At 72.0% G+C, this 17,496-nt stretch carries 16 protein-coding genes; 11 read left to right on the top strand and 5 right to left on the bottom strand.

What is annotated here, in order from left to right:
* Positions 1-40 precede the first annotated feature (40 nt).
* The 7 genes from ACFVQ0_RS01200 to ACFVQ0_RS01170 all read left to right on the top strand — a co-directional run bounded on the left by ACFVQ0_RS01200 (position 41) and on the right by ACFVQ0_RS01170 (position 7,062).
* Positions 41-763 carry a LysM peptidoglycan-binding domain-containing protein gene (locus ACFVQ0_RS01200; RefSeq protein ID WP_390083335.1) on the top strand — a complete coding sequence of 241 codons (723 nt, stop codon included), beginning with the start codon at positions 41-43 and terminating at the stop codon, positions 761-763.
* Positions 760-2,574 carry a VgrG-related protein gene (locus tag ACFVQ0_RS01195; RefSeq protein ID WP_390083333.1) on the top strand — a complete coding sequence of 605 codons (1,815 nt, stop codon included), beginning with the start codon at positions 760-762 and terminating at the stop codon, positions 2,572-2,574. The genes ACFVQ0_RS01200 and ACFVQ0_RS01195 overlap by 4 nt, the downstream gene beginning before the upstream one ends.
* Before the next feature lie 107 nt (positions 2,575-2,681).
* Positions 2,682-2,999 carry a PAAR domain-containing protein gene (locus ACFVQ0_RS01190; protein WP_311301568.1) on the top strand — a complete coding sequence of 106 codons (318 nt, stop codon included), beginning with the start codon at positions 2,682-2,684 and terminating at the stop codon, positions 2,997-2,999.
* Positions 2,999-3,421, top strand: coding sequence for a GPW/gp25 family protein (locus ACFVQ0_RS01185; RefSeq protein WP_390083331.1), 423 nt, complete (start codon positions 2,999-3,001; stop codon positions 3,419-3,421). The genes ACFVQ0_RS01190 and ACFVQ0_RS01185 overlap by 1 nt, the downstream gene beginning before the upstream one ends.
* Entirely contained in the window at positions 3,421-5,379 is a 1,959-nt protein-coding gene (locus ACFVQ0_RS01180; RefSeq protein ID WP_390083329.1) for a putative baseplate assembly protein, read from the top strand. Before ACFVQ0_RS01185 ends, ACFVQ0_RS01180 begins: the two co-directional genes overlap by 1 nt.
* The gene (locus ACFVQ0_RS01175; RefSeq protein WP_390083327.1) at positions 5,376-5,939 is read left to right on the top strand and encodes a phage tail protein; all 564 of its coding nucleotides are present in this window, start codon (positions 5,376-5,378) and stop codon (positions 5,937-5,939) included. The genes ACFVQ0_RS01180 and ACFVQ0_RS01175 overlap by 4 nt, the downstream gene beginning before the upstream one ends.
* A 4-nt stretch (positions 5,940-5,943) precedes the next feature.
* On the top strand, positions 5,944-7,062 hold the full coding sequence (locus tag ACFVQ0_RS01170; protein WP_390083325.1) for an NADase-type glycan-binding domain-containing protein: 1,119 nt from the start codon (positions 5,944-5,946) through the stop codon (positions 7,060-7,062).
* A 12-nt stretch (positions 7,063-7,074) separates the two neighbouring features.
* Here the strand turns inward: ACFVQ0_RS01170 and ACFVQ0_RS01165 are convergent, their stop codons facing one another.
* On the bottom strand, positions 7,075-7,764 hold the full coding sequence (locus ACFVQ0_RS01165) for a haloacid dehalogenase type II (RefSeq protein ID WP_390083323.1): 690 nt from the start codon (positions 7,762-7,764) through the stop codon (positions 7,075-7,077).
* Between the two features lie 482 nt (positions 7,765-8,246).
* On the opposite strand from ACFVQ0_RS01165, the gene ACFVQ0_RS01160 reads away from it, so the two are divergent.
* The 3 genes from ACFVQ0_RS01160 to ACFVQ0_RS01150 all read left to right on the top strand — a co-directional run bounded on the left by ACFVQ0_RS01160 (position 8,247) and on the right by ACFVQ0_RS01150 (position 9,908).
* Positions 8,247-8,630, top strand: coding sequence for a VOC family protein (locus ACFVQ0_RS01160; protein WP_390083321.1), 384 nt, complete (start codon positions 8,247-8,249; stop codon positions 8,628-8,630).
* Between the two features lie 62 nt (positions 8,631-8,692).
* A complete protein-coding gene (locus ACFVQ0_RS01155; protein ID WP_390083319.1) occupies positions 8,693-9,127 on the top strand; it encodes an SRPBCC family protein in 435 nt (144 codons plus the stop codon).
* A 142-nt stretch (positions 9,128-9,269) separates the two neighbouring features.
* Positions 9,270-9,908, top strand: a complete 639-nt coding sequence (locus ACFVQ0_RS01150; RefSeq protein ID WP_390083317.1) for a hypothetical protein — start codon at positions 9,270-9,272, stop codon at positions 9,906-9,908.
* A gap of 43 nt (positions 9,909-9,951) precedes the next feature.
* On the opposite strand, the gene ACFVQ0_RS01145 is transcribed toward ACFVQ0_RS01150, so the two are convergent.
* The 3 genes from ACFVQ0_RS01145 to ACFVQ0_RS01135 are packed head-to-tail and all read right to left on the bottom strand — an operon-like array spanning position 9,952 to position 14,716.
* Positions 9,952-11,340 carry an MFS transporter gene (locus tag ACFVQ0_RS01145; RefSeq protein WP_390083315.1) on the bottom strand — a complete coding sequence of 463 codons (1,389 nt, stop codon included), beginning with the start codon at positions 11,338-11,340 and terminating at the stop codon, positions 9,952-9,954.
* A complete protein-coding gene (locus tag ACFVQ0_RS01140) occupies positions 11,337-13,346 on the bottom strand; it encodes a PEP/pyruvate-binding domain-containing protein (protein ID WP_390083313.1) in 2,010 nt (669 codons plus the stop codon). The genes ACFVQ0_RS01145 and ACFVQ0_RS01140 overlap by 4 nt, the downstream gene beginning before the upstream one ends.
* Positions 13,343-14,716 carry an acetyl-CoA carboxylase biotin carboxylase subunit family protein gene (locus ACFVQ0_RS01135; RefSeq protein WP_390083311.1) on the bottom strand — a complete coding sequence of 458 codons (1,374 nt, stop codon included), beginning with the start codon at positions 14,714-14,716 and terminating at the stop codon, positions 13,343-13,345. Before ACFVQ0_RS01135 ends, ACFVQ0_RS01140 begins: the two co-directional genes overlap by 4 nt.
* 460 nt (positions 14,717-15,176) lie before the next feature.
* On the opposite strand from ACFVQ0_RS01135, the gene ACFVQ0_RS01130 reads away from it, so the two are divergent.
* Positions 15,177-16,397, top strand: a complete 1,221-nt coding sequence (locus tag ACFVQ0_RS01130; RefSeq protein ID WP_390083309.1) for a PAS domain S-box protein — start codon at positions 15,177-15,179, stop codon at positions 16,395-16,397.
* A 48-nt stretch (positions 16,398-16,445) separates the two neighbouring features.
* Here ACFVQ0_RS01130 and ACFVQ0_RS01125 read toward each other — a convergent pair whose 3' ends face one another.
* Complete coding sequence (locus tag ACFVQ0_RS01125; protein ID WP_390083307.1) at positions 16,446-17,309, bottom strand: helix-turn-helix domain-containing protein; 864 nt, start codon at positions 17,307-17,309, stop codon at positions 16,446-16,448.
* Between the last annotated feature and the right edge of the window lie 187 nt (positions 17,310-17,496).

Below are 17,496 nucleotides of genomic sequence, written 5' to 3'. Positions count from 1 at the left end.
GCCCCCGCCCCCGTATCCGCACCGGAAAGGAACTCCAGGCATGTCGCCAGCGGTGCGCTCCAGCCGGGCCAGAGCCCAGCTGACCCTCAAGGAGCCCCCGGCCTCGGTCGGCGCGAAGCCCGGTGGGACCGTCGCGCAGCTCGACCTCCAGTTCAACCCCTCCACCCTGGAGCTGCGCAAGACCACCGAGTGGCGGCGCTCCCCGTCCCGGATGGCCGGGCAGTCGGCGCTGCCTGAGTTCGTCGGGAGCGGACCCCGCACGCTGAGCCTCGAAGTGTTCCTGGACGCCACCGCCACCCACGACAACTCCGTGGAGCAGGCGGTGGAGAAGCTGATGAAGGCGTGCGTGCCGACACCGGCGAGCCTGGGACGGAAGAAGCCGGCCAGTCCGTGGGTCCGGTTCGAATGGGGCACCTCGCGGACGACCTCGTTCGACGGGGTGCTGTCCAGCCTGTCGGTGAGCTACACCCTGTTCGATGTGGACGGCAAGCCGCTGCGGGCCACCTGCTCGCTGTCCATCGAGGAGGCGAGCGTCGACACGGCGGGCCAGAACCCGACGTCCGGCGCGCGCACCGCCCGCAGTACGCACACGGTCGTGGCGGGAGACAGCCTCGCCATGCTGGCCTGGCGGGAGTACGGCGACCCGACGGCCTGGCGGGTCATCGCGGAGGCGAACGGAATCGACGACCCCATGGCGCTCCCGCCCGGCACCGAGCTGGTGGTTCCGGCGCTGCTGGACACGGACAGTCAGGAGGAACGGTGAGCACAACCGAGGCGAAGGCCAGCCGGTCGTTCGCGGCGGACCCCGTCGTGGAGACGCCTGCCGAGCTCCCCAAGGTCTGGGCGGCCCAGCTGGTGAGCTGTGTGGTGGACGAGAGCGTGGGCCTGCCCGACGCGGCGGTGCTCACCTTCCGCGACCCCGATCACGAGTTCCTCCAGGCGACCGGCATCACCATCGGCACCCCGCTGCGGGTCTCCGTGGTGACCGCCTCCGGGCAGGCGCGGGAGCGGCTCTTCGACGGCGAGGTGACGGCCCTTGAGCTGGACGGGGACCGTACGGGCTCGTTCACGGTGGTGCGCGGCTACTCCAAGGCGCACCGGCTGCAGCGGGGCCGCAAGGTGGTGGCGTACCGGAACATGACGGCGGCCGCGATCGTCCGCAAGGTGGCCGCTGGGGCCGGGCTGGCCTGCGGGACCGTGCAGGCCGCACCGGTCACCTACCAGCAGCTCTCGCAGGCGAACGTGTCCGACTGGGACTTCCTGCAGTACCTGGCGGGTGAGAGCGGCGCGCAGGTGCGCGTCGACGACAAGGGCCTGCTCCAGTTCACCCGCCCGCAGAAGGCGTCCGGCGCCCCCGCGCCGTCGACCTCGGCCAGTAAGAACCCGATGGTGCTGGAGTACGGCCGTAACCTCCTCGCGCTGCGGGCCTCGCTTTCGGCGGCGGACAGCGCGGCCTCCGTCGAGGTGCGCGGCTGGGACGTCAGGACGAAGCGGCCCCTGGTGGCGCGGAACCCGTCGGTGATCAGCGACACGGCGGTACCGGGCCTGAGCCCGTCGGCGAGCGCCAAGTTTGGCAAGGCGAAGCTGGCCGTCACGGACACTCCGTACCGCACCCAGGCCGAGACGACGGCGGTCGCGGACGCGACGGCCGCCCAGGTCAGCGCGGGATTCGGGGAGTTGGAGGCGGTGGCCGAGGGCAATCCCCGGCTGCGGGCCGGGAAGCCGGTGGCCCTCGGCAACGTCGGGCAGGCGTTCTCCGGCCGCTACACGGCGACGGCCGTACAGCACGTCCTGGAACCGCACGAGGGATACCGCACCACCGTCTGGGTCGGCGCGGGCCCGGACCGTTCCCTGACGGGCCTGGTGACCGGCGGACCGGACCGCGGCCCCCGGATGCCGGGGCTGGCGATCGGCGTGGTGACGGACGTACGGGAGCCGGACGGCGCGGAGCGCGGCGCGGTCCGGCTGAAGTTCCCCTGGCTGGACGAGAGTTACGTCACCGACTGGGTGCGCACCGTGCAGTGGGGCGGCGTCGGCGGGGGAGGGGTGGTGAGCGCGGAGGTCAACGACGAGGTCCTGGTCGGGTTCGAACAGGGCCTGCTGGACAGCCCGTACGTCATCGGAGGGCTGTACAACGGCGTGGACCAGCCGTCTCCCCATGACGTCCCGCTGATCGACCGGACCAGTGGAAAGGTCAACCGCCGCTCGGTGGTGTCGCGTTCGGGACACCGGGTGGAACTGCTGGACGCGCGGGCGCCGGGCCCGTCCGGACTGCGGCTGATGACCGCCGACGAACGCCTCGAAGTACGCCTGGACGACCGCCGGGACCGGATCGAGCTGACCGTGTACGCGGGGCGCGGCCGCCCCCTCACCTCCGTGGTGCTCGACAAGGACGGCATCACCCTGGACGCGAAGCTGGGCAAGGTGAACGTGCGAGGCAGACAGGTGGACATCGACGGCACCGACGGAGTGCGGATCGGGGGCCGTTCCGTCCAGGTCAACGGCACCACGGATGTCACCGTCGACGGCGGCCTGCTGGGCGTCCTCAAGGCCCGGCTCATCCGGATCAACTGACAACCCACCACATGTGCCGCCCCGCCGCGGGGATCGCACCACCCGACCCCACCCGACCGAATCCGCGACCGGCCTCCGGGCCCAGGACCTTCCGCAAGGAGTGCCGCATGCCAGCCGCAGCCCGTACCGGCGACCCCACCAGCCACGGTGGTGTGATCGCCACTCCGCCGCCCGGCGCCGCCGCCGCGGTGATGCGGGTGCTGATCGGCGGCCGTCCCGCCGCCGTCGTCGGCAGCCTCCACACCTGTCCGATCCCCCCGCACGCACTGCTGGGGCCGGCCAATGTGATCCTGCCCGACCCGGCCGCGCTCGCCACGGGCACGGTACTGATCGGCGGGCTGCCGGCCGCACGGGCGGGCGACCGCACGGCGTGTTCCGGGAACATCCTGACCGGCGCCCAGAACGTCCGCATCGGGGGCATGTGATGAGCGAACGGTTCATCGGGCGCGGCTGGGCGTTCCCGCTGCGCGTCGGGGCGACCGGCGGGATCGCCATGGTCGAACGCGACCGTGAGATCGAGGAGGCGATCCGGCTGGTGCTCGGGACCGCGCCCGGCGAGCGCCCCATGCGTCCCGAATTCGGCTGCGGCATCCACGACTACGTCTTCGCCCCGGGCAACGGCGCCACCGCGGGCCGCATCGCGCAGCAGACCCGCGAGGCCCTCGAACGTTGGGAGCCCCGCATCGCGGTGGACGACGTGGTGGTCGCCTTCGACGCCGTCGAGGACGGCACCCTCTACATCGACGTGCGCTACACCGTGCGCTCCACCAACGACCGGCGCAACCTGGTCTTTCCCTTCTACACGATCCCCTCCGAGGAGGAGACCGAGGATTCGGTCGCGGACTGATGGCTCTGGACTTCCCCAACCTGGACGACCGACGGTTCCAGCAACTCGTAGACGAGGCGAAGCGGTACGTGCAGCAGCGCGCCCCGGAGTGGACCGACCACAACGTCTCCGACCCGGGCGTCACCCTGATCGAGACGTTCGCCTATCTCGTGGATCAGCTGCTGTACCGGCTGAACCGCGTACCGGACAAGAACTACACAGCGTTCCTGGACCTGTTGGGTATCTGCCTGTTCCCGCCGGCCGCCGCCGGGGCCGACGTCGACTTCTGGCTCTCGGCGCCGCAGCCGGAGACGGTGACGCTGCCCGCCGGTACCGAGGTCACCACCGTGCGCGGCGAGACCGAGGAGGCCGTGGTGTTCACCACCACGGACGAACTCCACGTCGTGCCCAGCGAGTTGGTGAAGCTCGTCACCTCGCCCCGGACCGGTGAGCAGAGCGACCGGACCAGGACGCTCGCCGAAGGGCTCGACGTGCCCTGCTTCCAGGCGACACCGGAGCCGGGCGACGCGCTGCTGTTCGGCCTGCCGGCCCCCGTCCCGCGCTGCGTGGTCGCGGTCCGCGTGGACAGCAGGGTGGAGGGCATCGGCGTGGACCCGCGCCAGCCCCCGCTGGTGTGGGAGGCCTGGGACGGCGGCGGCTGGCGCGCGTGCGAGACCGGCACGGACACCACCGGCGGACTGAACCGTCCCGGCGAGGTCATCGTCCACGTACCGGCCGGGCACACCGCGTCGGTGATCGGCGGGACCAGGGCCGGCTGGCTGCGCTGCCGCGTGACGGAGCCCGAACCGGGCCAGCCGTTCTACTCGGAGTCGCCGACCGTGCGCGAGGCGGCGGTGTTCACCGTGGGCGGCACCATGTACGCCGAGCACGCGGAGACGGTGACCGACGTACCGCTCGGCACCTCGGAGGGGGTGGCGGGGCAGACGTTCCGGCTCGGCCGCCCGCCGGTCCTCCTCGACGGCGAACCCCCGGTGGTGGAGGTGTCCTCCGCCGAGGGGTGGCGCCGCTGGGAGGTGGTCGAGCACTTCGGCCGCTCCGGCCCGTCCGACCAGCACGTCCGGGTGGACGCCACCACCGGCGAGTTCACCTTCCCCCCGGTGCTGCGCGAGCCGGACGGCACACTGCGCCAGTGCGGCGCCGTACCGCCCAAGGGAGCCCAGCTGCGGGTGGCCCGCTACCGCACCGGAGGCGGCCCGGCGGGCAACGTCGCCCGCGGCGTGATCTCGGTGCTGCGCAGTTCCGTGCCGTACGTGGCACGGGTCACCAACCGGGAGGCGGCGCGCGGCGGCGTCGCCGGTGAGACCGTCGCCAATGCGAAGCTCCGGGCACCGGACGCGCTGCGGATGCAGGAACGCGCGGTGACCGCGGAGGACTACGAGATCATCAGCCGCCGGGCGGCTCCCTCGGTGCGCCGGGTGCGCTGCATGCCCACCGGGGACGGTGCGGGCGCGGTCAAGGTCCTGGTCGTACCGGACGCGGTGGCCGACGAGGGCGACCGGCTCCGGTTCGAGCAGCTGATCCCGTCGGACCAGGTGCTCCGGGCGATCACCGCGAGTCTCGACGAGCGACGGCTGATCGGCACCCGGCTCGTGGTGGAGCCGCCGGTCTACCAGGGCGTCACCGTCGTGGCCAGGCTCGCGGCGGCGCCGGGCGACACCGACCGGGTGCGCGAGGCGGCGCTCGACGCGCTGTTCCGGCTCCTCAACCCGCTGCACGGCGGCCCGGACGGCACGGGGTGGCCGTTCGGGCGTCCGGTGCAGTACGGCGAGGTGTTCGGCGTACTGCAACGCGCCACCGGCAACGCGCTGGTGGAGGAGATCCGGCTGTTCGCCGCCGACCCGACGACAGGCCGCCGGGGCGCGCCCGCCGACCGCATCGACGTCGCGGCCGGCGCGCTGGTCTTCTCGTACCAGCACCAGGTCGTCGTCACCGCCATCGAACCGGAGGTACGGGGATGAGCCGCGCGGCCGTACCCGGTCTGCCCAGCAGGTATCCGATCGGCGGACAACTGCCCGCCCTGTACGCCGACGACGACTTCGCGCAGCGCTTCACCGAGGGGCTCGACACCGTGCTCGCCCCGGTGTTCGCGACGCTCGACAACCTGCCCTCCTACTTCGACCCCCGGGTGGCGCCGGTCGATTTCCTGGCCTGGCTGGCGTCGTGGGTGGGCGCGGTCGACGATCCGCGCTGGCCCGTGGAACTGCGCCGTGAGGCGGTGGTCCGGGCGGTGGAACTGCACCGCTGGCGCGGTACCCGGCGCGGCCTGGTGGAGGGGCTGCGGCTCGGGCTCGGCGTGCATGCCGCGATCACCGGGGACGGCGGTGCGGCGTGGTCGCGCACCGCCGGTGCCGAACTGCCGCCGGAGCCTTCCGCCGAGATCCTGGTCCGGGTGTGGCCGGGCCGCGAGCCGGTGGTGGACGTGGACCGGGTCAACGAGATCGTCCGGGCCATGTGCCCGGTGCACACCGTCTGCCGGGTGGAGGTCCTGCCCGGCCCGCCCGCCGATGAAGGGAGGTGACGCCATGCGCGCGTGTCCCACCTGCGGGGCGTCCAACGGTGCAGCGGACGACTTCTGCGGCAACTGTGGCGCTTACCTGGGCTGGTCGGAATCCGAACCTGCCCCGAGCACACCGCCCGCGAACACCCCGACTCCACCGGAGCGGCAGACCGCCCCGGCTCCCGCGGAACCCACCCCGGCGCAGACCGCCGCCGCACCGAGCACCACCCCCTCGCACCCCACCCCCGCACCCGGCCCCACACCGCCACCCACCGCCACACCACCCGCACCCGCACCACCCGCACCCGTGCCGCCCGAGGCGAGTCCCGCCCCGGCCTCACCCGCCCCCGAGGCGTCGGCGCAGGACCCCGTGCTGCCCGTACTCCCCGCCAAGCCGGTGGCCCCACGCCCCGTCGTACGGCCCGTGGCGGCGCCGGAAGAGGCGGCTGGGGTGCCCTGCCCGGCCTGCGGCACGCCCAACCTGCCGGGCCGCCGGTTCTGCCGGCGCTGCGCCGCTCCGCTGCACCCCGAGGAGAAGCCCGCCCCGCTGCCGTGGTGGCGGACCGTGTGGCCGTTCCGCCGCCGGGCACGGGCGAGTTCGGGCCGGGTGGTGCGGGGACTGGTGATCCTGGCCGTGCTGCTGGCCCTGTGCGCGGGCGGCCTCCTGCTGCTGCCGGCCGGGCGCGCCCTGTTCGAGGACACCAAGGACAAATTGGGCAAGCCCAAGGCGGTGACCCCGGTCTCCATCGCCGCCAGCGCGGAGATCCCCCGGCACCCGGCGAAGAACACCACGGACGGGCTGAACAACCGCTACTGGGGCGCACCCGGGCCGGAGGCCTCGGTCACGTACACCTTCGACAAGCCGTTCCGGCTGGTCGACGTGCTCATCACCAACGGGGCGTCCAAGTCTCCGGAGGAGTACGCCCGGCAGGGGCGCGCACTGCGGATCGACCTGGTGGTGACGACGCAGGACGGCGAGAAGCAGACGAAGCGGGTCACCCTCAGCGACAAACCGGGCTCGCAGCCGGTGTCCACCGGCATCAGCGACGTGAAGACGGTGCGCCTGGTCCTGAGCTCGCCCGCGGGCCTGACCAAGGGCCGTCACCTGGCGTTGGCGGAGGTGGAGTTCTTCCAGCGGAGCTGAACGGGCGCCGGTTCAGCCCGCGCCGAGTTGCTCCGCCAGGTCGGTCAGGCCCCCGGCGTACAGATCGAACCGGTCGGCGGCGGCGGGCGGATCACCGACGGGACGGGCGACATAGGCGGTGCGCAGGCCCAGCGCCTGCGCACCGCGCAGGTCCCACGCGTGGGCGGCGACCATGAGCAACCGCTCCGGCGCCCGGCCGGAGACGGTGACGGCCAGCCGGTAGACCTCGGGGTCCGGCTTGTAGGTACGGGCCTCCTCGGCGGACAGGGCCTGGTGCCAGCGCAGCCCCGCATGGGCGTTGAGCCCGAGCAGAGCCGTCCGGCTCGCGTTGGAGAGCCCGATCAGCGGATACCGCCGAGCGAGCCGGGCAAGGGCTGCCAGGGAATCGGGCCAGGGCGACAGCCGGGTGCCCGCCGACGCCAGTGCCTCCACGGCGGCCGGATCGTCGAAACCGGCCGCGCCGGCGACGAGCCGGGCGGCCTCCCGGTCCAGGGCATCGCTGGGCAGGTAGGGCCGGCTGCCGTCCAGGACGCGGCGCTGCTCGCGGTCGATATGCCGCTGCCACAGCGACAGCAGGCGCTCGGCCCCGGCATCGTCCAGCGACGGGTCGAGCAGGCGAATGCCCGCGCGGATCCCGGCAGGTTCGTCGACGAGCGTGCCGAGCACGTCGAAGACGATGGCGTCGATCTCTGGCTCCGACATGAGGTGTCGTCTCCCGGACGAAGTGGAGTGCTCTCCCGGACCGAGCCGGTTCGTACAAGCGGTTCGTTGGCCCAACAAGCCGCGGTGCTCCGTGATTCCCGGCCGGTACGCGGGCGTTGTGAGCGACGGAAGATCGCGCTCGCCGAGATGAGGGCGAGCAGCAGCCCGCACGGCCGGCGCAGCAGGTCCCAGGCGTGCCTGGCTCCGTCGCCCAGACCGTAGACGCTCGCGGCGGCCGCGCAGCAGGGCGCCGCCGACGCGCAGCCGGCCGCCGGGGCCGGGCTTCCGCCGTATGCCCCGAAAATCCGTTTCTCGGCCATGCGCGACGCGTACGACCCGCAGGTGCCCGCGCCGAGCCGGCCGGAGCACCGGGGCAGCGGTTCGCGAGTGCGGGGAGTGCGGGTGTGCGGTCCTTCGAAGGGGGTATCCGGGACGAATGCTGGTGACCGGATGCCGGTGGACAGGTAGACAGGAGGACGGTTATGGCGGTGCCGAAGACGACCGTGCTGGTGCTGGACTGCGCAGAACCGAACGAACTCGCTGAGTTCTACGCCGAGTTGCTCAACGCGGAGGTGCAGACCGGGAAGGAGCTCGACATCGTCGAGATAGTCGGCCACGACGGGGTGCGTCTCGCGATCCGCCGGGACCACGGCTACGCGCCTCCCAGCTGGCCGAGGCCCGACGATTCTCAGCAGGCTCATCTGCGGATCCTGGTGGCGCCAGAGGACATGGACGAGGCGGAGCGCGAGGCGGTCAGCCTTGGTGCGCGCCCTCTGGACACGAAGGACAACGGGGGCACCCGTGACACCCGCCTCTACTCCGATCCCGCCGGACACTCCTTCACGCTGGCCACCCGGAACACCTGAGATCCGTCCCGCACACCTGACATCCATCCCGCGTGAACCCACCCCCTTGCCAAGGAGTCCGCATGTCTTCCTCGATCGTTGAGACCGTCGATATCAAGGCCTCGGTGGCCATCAGCTGGGCGCTCTGGAGCGATGTGGAGCGGTGGCCCAGGTTCCTGAGCCATGTGCAGCGCGTCGACCCCCTGGACGAGCGCCGCTTCGCCTGGCAGCTGGCGCTGCCGGGGGTCGACAAGGTCTTCGTCGCCGAGCTCACCGAAGTCGTGCCGGAGGACCGGATCGCCTGGCGGACGACGGAGGGCGTTCACCACGCCGGCGTCGTCACCTTCCACCGGCTGGACGACCAGTCGAGTCGGGTGGCTCTGCAGATCGAATACGACCCCAAGGGGTTTGTGGAGCACTTGGGAGCCATGACCAACCTCGACTCCGTCCTGGCCAACTACGACCTCGGCGAGTTCCAGAAGCTGGCCGAGCGGACCGCTTCGGGGGACTTCGAGTGAAAGTCTGACGAGCCGGTGTGGCGGCCCGGAGGGAGATCTTCCGGGAGTCTGCCCATCGGGCGTCAATATCTGCGGCATGATGTGGCGTGTACAGAACAATCGCGCACCCGCGTGGTGCGTCCCGATGAAGGGTGCCGCCGTCATGAGCAGATTCGCCTCCCGGGGTCTCGTCCGGTCAAGCCTCGTGCTGGCTGCCGCGGTGGCGTCGACCGCACTGGTCGCGCCCGCGAGTACGGCCGTGCCGGGGATCGCCGACGAGGCCGCGGGGGCGTCCGCCGCCGCACCGACCGGTACCGAACGCCGCTGCGCCGTCGTCTACTTCGACCTGGGGGAGACCCTGGTGCACACGGCCGACGACGGCAGCACGAGCTATCTGCCCGACGCGTCCGCCTACCTGCGCGCCCTGCGCGAACGCCACATCGAGGTGGGCCTGGTCACGAACGTGCCGTCCTCCTGGGGCCGGACCGACGCCGAGCGCGCGGCCAGGCTGAAGTCGGAGGTGGACGCGGGCTGGACGGGCTCCGCCCCCTTCGCCTGGGACGACTTCGGCGACCGGATCATCACCCCGCGCACCGAGACGGAGCGCAAACCGGCGCCCGTCCTCTGGGAGCGCGCCAAGGCCGGCTCGGGCGGCTGCCGCCTCGTCTACGAGGCCGAGACCGGCGAGGAGACCGACGTCGCTGCCTCGCTCGGTTACCTGGCCTACCAGGTCGGAAGGCCCCACCGGCCCGCCTACCTGCCCGCCCGGCTGATCGAGCTCCTCGCGCACCTGCCCCGCTGACCCCGGCGCCGCGTCCACGCCTCCCGGCAGCCGCCGGCCCCGCTCAGGCAGGCGTGTCCGTACTGCTCGCCGCCGCGGGCGTCCTGGCGCCGGGGGCGGCCCCGCCCGGGTCCGCGGGATTGGCCGCTCCCGTGCCCGCCCGGCCCGGCCTTCGCCGGACCGTCCCCCTGCGCAGGACGAGTTGGAGCACCCCGAGCAGCACCGCCGTCGCCAGGGCGCTGTGCCACAGCAATCTGTCCAGGTGCCCCGCCGAGAGGTAGGCGCCCGCGGCCACGGCCGCCAGCGCGCACACCGCACGGTCCACGATGCTCTCCACCGACAGCAGCGTGGCGCGCGGGGCGTGGGCGGGCACGGCGTCGTTCACCAGTTTGCGCTGGACCGGATAGGCGAAGCCGGTGGCGGCGGCGAACAGGCAGAGCAGGGCGACGACGGTCCACGGGCCGCCCAGGGTGATGCCCGCCAAGGCGCCTGCGAGCACGAGGCTGAGAACCGACACCCAGGCCACCGGAGTCAGGCGGCGGCTCAGCCACTGGGGGCGGGCCGAGGCGACCGCCTCCGCCACAGTCATGGCGGCCAGCACTCCGCCGTGCGAGGCCTCACCGATGCCGTGGTCCAGCAGGATGGGCTGGAAGAGGTTGACCTGGCAGATCCGGGAGAGGGTGAACACGGCCACGCCCTGCACCATCACCAGGGCGAGCCATGGCGAGGAGGCGACGCAGCGCAGCGCGGCGCCCGCGTCACGCAGCGACGCCGCGCCCCTGCCTCCGCGCCCGCCCCCCGTCCCGGCGGCCTTCTCCGTGTCGCCGGTGCGCGACGGGGCGGCGAGCCGGGGGAGCGCCACCGCGCAGACCAGGGAACCCCCGGCGCTCACCGCGCTCAGGACGTACGGGGCCGTGTGGGCGAGGGCCATCAGGGGGCCGACCAGTGGCCAGCACACCACCTTGGCCGCCAGGCCCAGGGCCCGTGCCGTGCCCTCCGCCCGCAGATAGTGCTCGTCGCACTTCTCGGCGCGCAGCCCGTCGTACAGGTAGGCGCTCGCCGCCCCTGAGGTGAGCGAGCGCCCTGCGGCGATGGCGAGGAAGTGGACGAGGAAGCCGGTGTACGAGGGGCTGAACACCGGCGCCAGGTTCGCAGCCGTCATGACGACGGCACCGGCCCGCAGACAGTTGCGGGTGCCGATCCGGTCGGCGATCAGCCCGGTCGGGATCTCGAACAGGCAGAAGGCCACGTAGTAGATGCTCTGGATGCCGAAAATCTGCCCGTCCGAGAGCCCGGCCTCCTTCTGGAAGGCGTAGAACACCGGCATCCACCACAGCAGGTTGAACAGCAGCTGGAAGCCGTAGTTGAGTCTGATGACGCGGCGGGCGGTGGGTGTCAGGCCGGCAGCCGTGCCCGTGCCGGTCCCGGTCTGCCACGGGAGGCGGGGCCTCACAGCGCGTACGGGCGGATCTGGACCAGGCGGAGTTCGTCCCGGTCTGTCATCAGCCACTCGATGTCCAGCGGCTTGTCCACATCCGATGCGGAGAAGTGGGACTGCAGGAGCCGTCCGGTCAGGGACAGGTCGGCGAGCCGGACGCGGGTGGCCGCGGGCAGCCCCTCGCTCCAGGAGCCGAGGGCGACGGTGCGGCCCCCTCCCTCGACCGTGTTGTAAAGGTACTGCTGGGGCAGGACCGAGCCCTCGACGACCTGTTCGGGCGAGCCGGGGGAGCAGTTGAGGTAGACGTTGCGGAAGTCCTCGCGCCGCGTTGGGTTGCAGGTCACGAGCACACCGCCGAGGCGGGCGGGTATGTACTCCTGAATGATCACGCCCATGTACGTGTCGTCGAGCGAGATGCCCGCCTGGTGGCGCAGCCGGACACTGCGTGGCGACAGGAGGGAGGCCCAGACCTGGCGTACCGCGTCGAGGAGTTCGCCGGGACCGCGCACGGTGGTCACGGAGTCGTAGACGCCTGCCGCGGAGAAGCCCGGCAGGTCCTCGGCGTTGGAGGAGGAACGCACCACCAGACGGCTGCCCGCGCCGGGGGGTGCGGAAAGGGCCTGCTCGATCTGCCGGGTGACGGACTCCGGCATGGGTGTGTGGCGGATCAGGTGCTGGAGCTGAAGGCAGAGCGGGTCCAGCATGTCGTCGGCGTCGAGTTCGAGCGCCATCTTCAGTTTGCCGATGCCCTGCTGGAGCGCGGGGGACGAGGTGAGGAAGTGGTGTTGCAGTGCGAAGGGCAGGGCGACACCGTCAGGTGCCCCGACCGTGCCGGCCACGAAGGCGCCGGCTGCCGAGCGGAGTTCGGCTGCCGAGGGCCCGCGCAGACCGAGGCGGGTCGCGAGGTGCCCGTAGAGGTCCTCGCGCGGCGGGCGGGGGCGCCCGTAGAAGGCGGTGAGATCGGCTGTGCGGCTGTCGAGTACGTGGTGCAGTTCGCCGAGGTTGGCGGCCTTGGTGCCGTACCGGTCGCGGTCGGCGCTGCGCAGCCGGTACAGGGACATGACAGGCGCGTCCTGGAGGAACGGCGGTTCCAGGCGGATGCGCTGCTGGTGCCAGGCCGGTGCCGTCAGTACCGGTTCCCCGGACTGTGGTTCCAGGGTGATCTCGTCCTCATGGACCCGGTAGCGGACCCAGGCGCCGTCCAGGCCGTCCCGCTCGACCAGCTGTTCCAGGTCGCGCACGACGGCGTTGGGTATGCCCCAGCCGGCGGCGAGGACGTTGGTGTGCGAGAGCGGTGTGATCGGCGCGGTGTTGAGGAACCCGGCGGTGCGGGGCACGTCGTCGGGGACGCATGCCATGGCGACGATGTCCGACCAGCCGAGATCGGCCGCCGCGGCCGTGTACTCCTCAGTGGTACGGAAGAAGCGCAGCCGCCCGGTGGCGTCGCCCGGGTTGAGGGGCGTCCGGGTCCTGTTGCCGAAGAGCTCGTGGCTGAGGACGCGCGGCACCCGGGTCGCGCTGATCGCCGTGAGTTCCTCCTCCTGGCCGTGGTTCGCGGGCTTGAGCAGGAGCGGCAGCCTGCTGTCGAGGCGCGCCCGGACGAACACGTAGAAGGCTTCGAGCAGCGCGCCGTGCATGGTGTCGGCCTCGGTCGTCTCCAGGACGAGGAACGTGCGCTCGTTGCCCGCCGTTTCCTGCTCGGTGTGCAGGGACAGCACCCCGAGCAGGAAACGGCGCTCGGGGTCCATGTAGACGGAGGCGTTGAACTCGTCGAGCGAGGCATCGAGCTCGGCGAGTTCCATTCCGAGGACGCGCGTGGCCGTGTAGTTGACGTGGAACGGGTGCGCGGCCGTGTCGAGCAGGTGCCAGGTGTTCTCGGCCAGGTCGACGACGACCTTGAGATACGGATGACCGGCCAGGACTCCGGAGAGGGTGCGGAAGAGCGGCAGCGAGAGGTTCCCGCCGACGACCGTCCGGTCCGTGGCCGGCTCCGGGGCTCCGGTGGTGAGGAGGGCGCTCATGCGGAGACCTCCTCTGGCAGTGCGGCGGGCAGGACCTGGGGCAGGGCGTCCACCAGGGTCTCGAAGTCGCGGAGTACGGTCCGCGAGTCGCCGGCGGACAGGAGGCACAGCGCCGCCATGGTGTTGGCGCCCGCGGCCGGGTCGTAGACCGGTATCGCGCTGCCGTCGGGGAGCGAACTCTCCGCCACCACGGACAGCGCGCTGCCCCGGCTGAGCGCCGTGCCCGCCGAGACCGCCGGGAAGTCCCAGACCCGCCGGTCCGGCCAGGCCTTGCCCTCGCCGTCCACGGCGAGGACGACGAGGGACCCGGCGGCGCCGCGCGCCCGGCCAGGGGTGAGGGCGTCGGCGGGCCAATCCACCGGGCGGCCGAGGAGGTGATCGATCAGCATGTCCACGAGGTCGAGCCCGAAGACCTCCTCTATCTGCGGGACAGTCATCGCGCCGCCGAACCGGGCCGCTGTCTCGATCAGCCACATACGGCCTCCCGAGCCGAGCTTGATCTCGGTGTGCGTCCCGCAGTTCTTGAGACCGAGGGCGTCCACGGCCTGCCGGGCGAGGGCCACGACGCGGTCCTGGGAGTCCTGCGGCAGTGGCGCGGGCGTGATCCCCGCGCGTTCTGTGAACGGCTCGACCGTCGGCATCCGGCCGCTGAGACAGACCGGGTGGAAGACTCCGTCGGCCACGACACCCTCGACGCTGACGTAGTCGCCCCAGCCGGGTTCGGTGAACCAGTCGGAGGCGGTGCCGCTCACGATCTCCTCGACGACGAAATCGGCATCGGCCTCGGCCACATGGAGCTCCGAGTAGCCCAACAGGGCGGATTCGGCAATCACTTCGCGCGAACGACGCCAGGCGGCGGAGACCTCGTGCGGGGAGCGGATGATCTGGTGTGCGGTGGAGCCGGCGCTCCACGCCGCCTTGAGCAGTAGCGGGGAGGACAGCGCGCCGGTGGCCTCGCGCAGCTCGGCCTCGGTGGCGACCGGGCGGAACTCGGGCTGGGAGAGGCCGTGTTCGTACCAGGTCCGCCGCATGAGCCTCTTGTCACGAGCCAGTGCGGCGGCGCTCCCGGCGCCGGCGAGACCGAGCTCCTCACAGGCCTCGGCGACGGCGACGACCGCGTACTCGGAGAAGGTGAGCACCGCGTCGGCTCCCACGGCCCGCGCATGCGAGGCGATCAGAGAGACCAGATCGGTGCGATCCGCTTCGGCGGGCGTCACGACCGAGGCGCACAGGCTCGCCGCGACGTCGGCCGCCGCGGCCGGAAGAGCGCTGAGCGCCAGCAGGTGTACCCGCGACTTCGCGGCCGCCCGGGACAGGACGTAGCCGAGCGGCGGACCGCCCTTGGCATGCACCAACAGCACGTTGCTCACTGAAGTTCTTCTCCATTCGATCGTGTCGTCAGAAGTGCGCGGGCCGGACTGTGCGCCCGGAACCCGGCTGAGGGCCCGCCCCGGAGGCCGACCGTGCGGAGGTATCAGCCCCCGCACGTGACATCGTGTGTTCGCCCGTACACACCAGGGAATCAGGCGGCGGAGGGCCGGAATGCCGCCGGGAGCACCTACCGCTCAGGCAAATGCCAGAGTTGCCTGCCGCCTCGCACCGCCGTCCGGCTTCGTACCCGCCGATCGGTGTCCAGAAGGGGCGGGTCCGCTGTTTCCAGGTCGGCCGAGAACCGGGCATGCTCGCGCTCCGCACGGGATACGCATGGCGATGGCACCCCGCGTCAGTCGGACGACACGAGAACGGAAGGCCCCTGTGGACGATTCGGATCTAAAGGAAATGCTTGAGCATCTACGCGTGTCCTGGTGGGAGGCTGACGGACAGTGGCGCGTGCTGACACGGGGAGGAGGGGCCTTCACCGACTTACCCACGGTCCAGCGATTCCTGGACCGGATACGCCAGGAACTGCCGGCCCCGGGGCGCACACCCGCGAAGGGCTGCCGCCAGGCCCTGTTCGACGGCCGCACCTTCGATGTGAGCTGGCACCTGGACGAGAACCGCGGCCGGGGCCGCACGCGTGGACTCGCCGTGGAGGTCGGCGCCCCGCCCGAGGGTCCGCGCGGGTACGCCGCGTTCGCGGACTTCGCCGATCTCGCCCCGGCCGCCGCCTTCATCCGGGACCGCGACGGGCGCTACCTGTGGGCCAACCACGCCTACGCCCACCTCTACGGCACCACTCCGGAACACGTTGTCGGCAAGTACATCGAGGACTTCGACGCCCATGCCGACGCCGTCCAGTTCCGCGCGCTCGACCAGGAGATCCTGGCCCGAGGCAGACCGGTGCGCCACACGCTCGGCTACCAGCGCTCGGACGGCACCACCGGCCAGGCGGCGGGACACCGCTTCCCGGTGCGGGAGAACGCCCAGACCTGCGTCGCGGGCATCTACGTGGACATCACGGAACACATCCGGGCGATGGCACAGCGCCGGGAGGCCGAGGAGAACCTGCAAGCGCTGCGCGACCACAGCGGCGTGCCCTGCGCCCTCCTGTCGGCGAACGGCCGCGTCGTACAGGCGAGCGCGGCCGCTGCCGAACTGCTGGGGACCCGCAGGTCCGACCTGGTCGGGCGTCGCGCGCACACCCTGCTCGCCCCGGCGCCCGACCTCGCTCAGCTGCACAGGAGATGGAACGGGCTGATAGCCCGCCGCGTCAGGCGGGTGGAGACGTCCGCCGTGCTCGTCGACGTCCAGGGCCGGCAGTGCCGCGCGCAGCTGCACCTGACGACGGTGGGCCGGTCCGCCGCCCGTGCCCGGAACGTCTGGGCCGTCGTCACGCACCAGAGCCTCGTCCACGACGCCCACGCGCCGCTCACCGCCGCGCAGATCCGGATACTGGCCCTTCTCGCGGAGGGCAGCAGCAACGGTGAGATAGCGGCCTCGATGAGGCTGTCCCGGCAGACGGTCGACTACCACCTCAGCCGCCTGCGGGAACTCCTCGGTGCCGCGACCAGACCCGCGCTCGTCGCCCGTGCCTACGTCCTCGGCATCCTGGCACCCCACGCCTGGCCCCCGCGCTCCGCGACGGCGACCCATCCGCTCAGCTCCACCTGAGACGCGGACCGGCGCGGTGCCCGGGGGAGCCCGGTCAGTGGAGCCCGGTCAGTGGTGTGCGGTCCGGGTGTCGGTGTCGAGGCCCCAGCTGGCGAGCAGCCTCATCGACTCCTCGGAGGCCGAGCCGGGCGCGGCGTGGAAGGTGATCAGGGACATGTCCTGGTCGGCGGGCAGCTTGAGCGTCTCGTAGGACAGGGTGAGGTCGCCCACCAGCGGATGGTGCAGCCGCTTCGTGCCGTACCCCTTCTCCTGGACCGTGTGCGCGGCCCACAGGGTCCGGAACTCCTCGCTCTTCACCGAGAGCTCCCCCACCAGCGCGGACAGCTGCTGATCGTCGGGCCAGCAGCCCGCGCACAGCCGCAGCGCGCTCACCAACTCGATGGCCTTGCACTCCCAGTCCACGTACAGATCACGGGAGTTCGGGTCGAGGAACACGATCCGCGCCATATTGCGCTCCTCGGGCGGGAGCGTCGTCTCGTCGCCGAGCAGCGCCCGTGCCATCCGGTTCGACGCCAGGATCTCCATCCGCCGTCCCAGGACATACGCGGGCACCGACTCCATGGCGTCGATCAGATGCTGGAGCTCCGCCCGCAGCCGCTGCGGGCGGGCGGCGGCCGCGCGCTTCTTCTTCGTCTTCGGGTTCGCCAGGTGGGTGAGGTGTGCGTGCTCGGTGTCCGACAGCCGCAGCGCACGGGCGATCGCGTCCAGCACCTCACCGGAGACGTTCCCGCTGTTCCCCTGCTCCAGACGTGTGTAGTACGCCACGGACACACCCGCCAGCTGTGCCAGCTCCTCGCGCCGCAGCCCCGGTACCCGGCGGGCCCGGCCGAGGTTCGGCAGGCCCACGTCCTCGGGCTTGAGCCGGCCCCGGCGGAGGCGGAGGAATTCGCTGAGTTCGGCGCGCTGGTCCATGTATTCCAGTATCCGGGTTCGGCCCGGTGGCCAGCATGACCCTGCCGGCAGTACGCACAGCAGGCGTAGTCCGCCTCGTACCCCGGCAGACACCCAGGTCCCTGCCGTGGCATCGGCTGCATGGTCGACTCCACCCGTACCTGCGACAACTGGACGTGCGCTACCGCGTCGTGATCGACACCGCCAC

This window comes from Streptomyces sp. NPDC057900 (assembly GCF_042887885.1).
Taxonomy (GTDB): domain Bacteria; phylum Actinomycetota; class Actinomycetes; order Streptomycetales; family Streptomycetaceae; genus Streptomyces.
The sequence above is the reverse complement of the archived record's forward strand: the minus strand, read 5'-3'. Positions and strand labels throughout refer to the sequence as shown.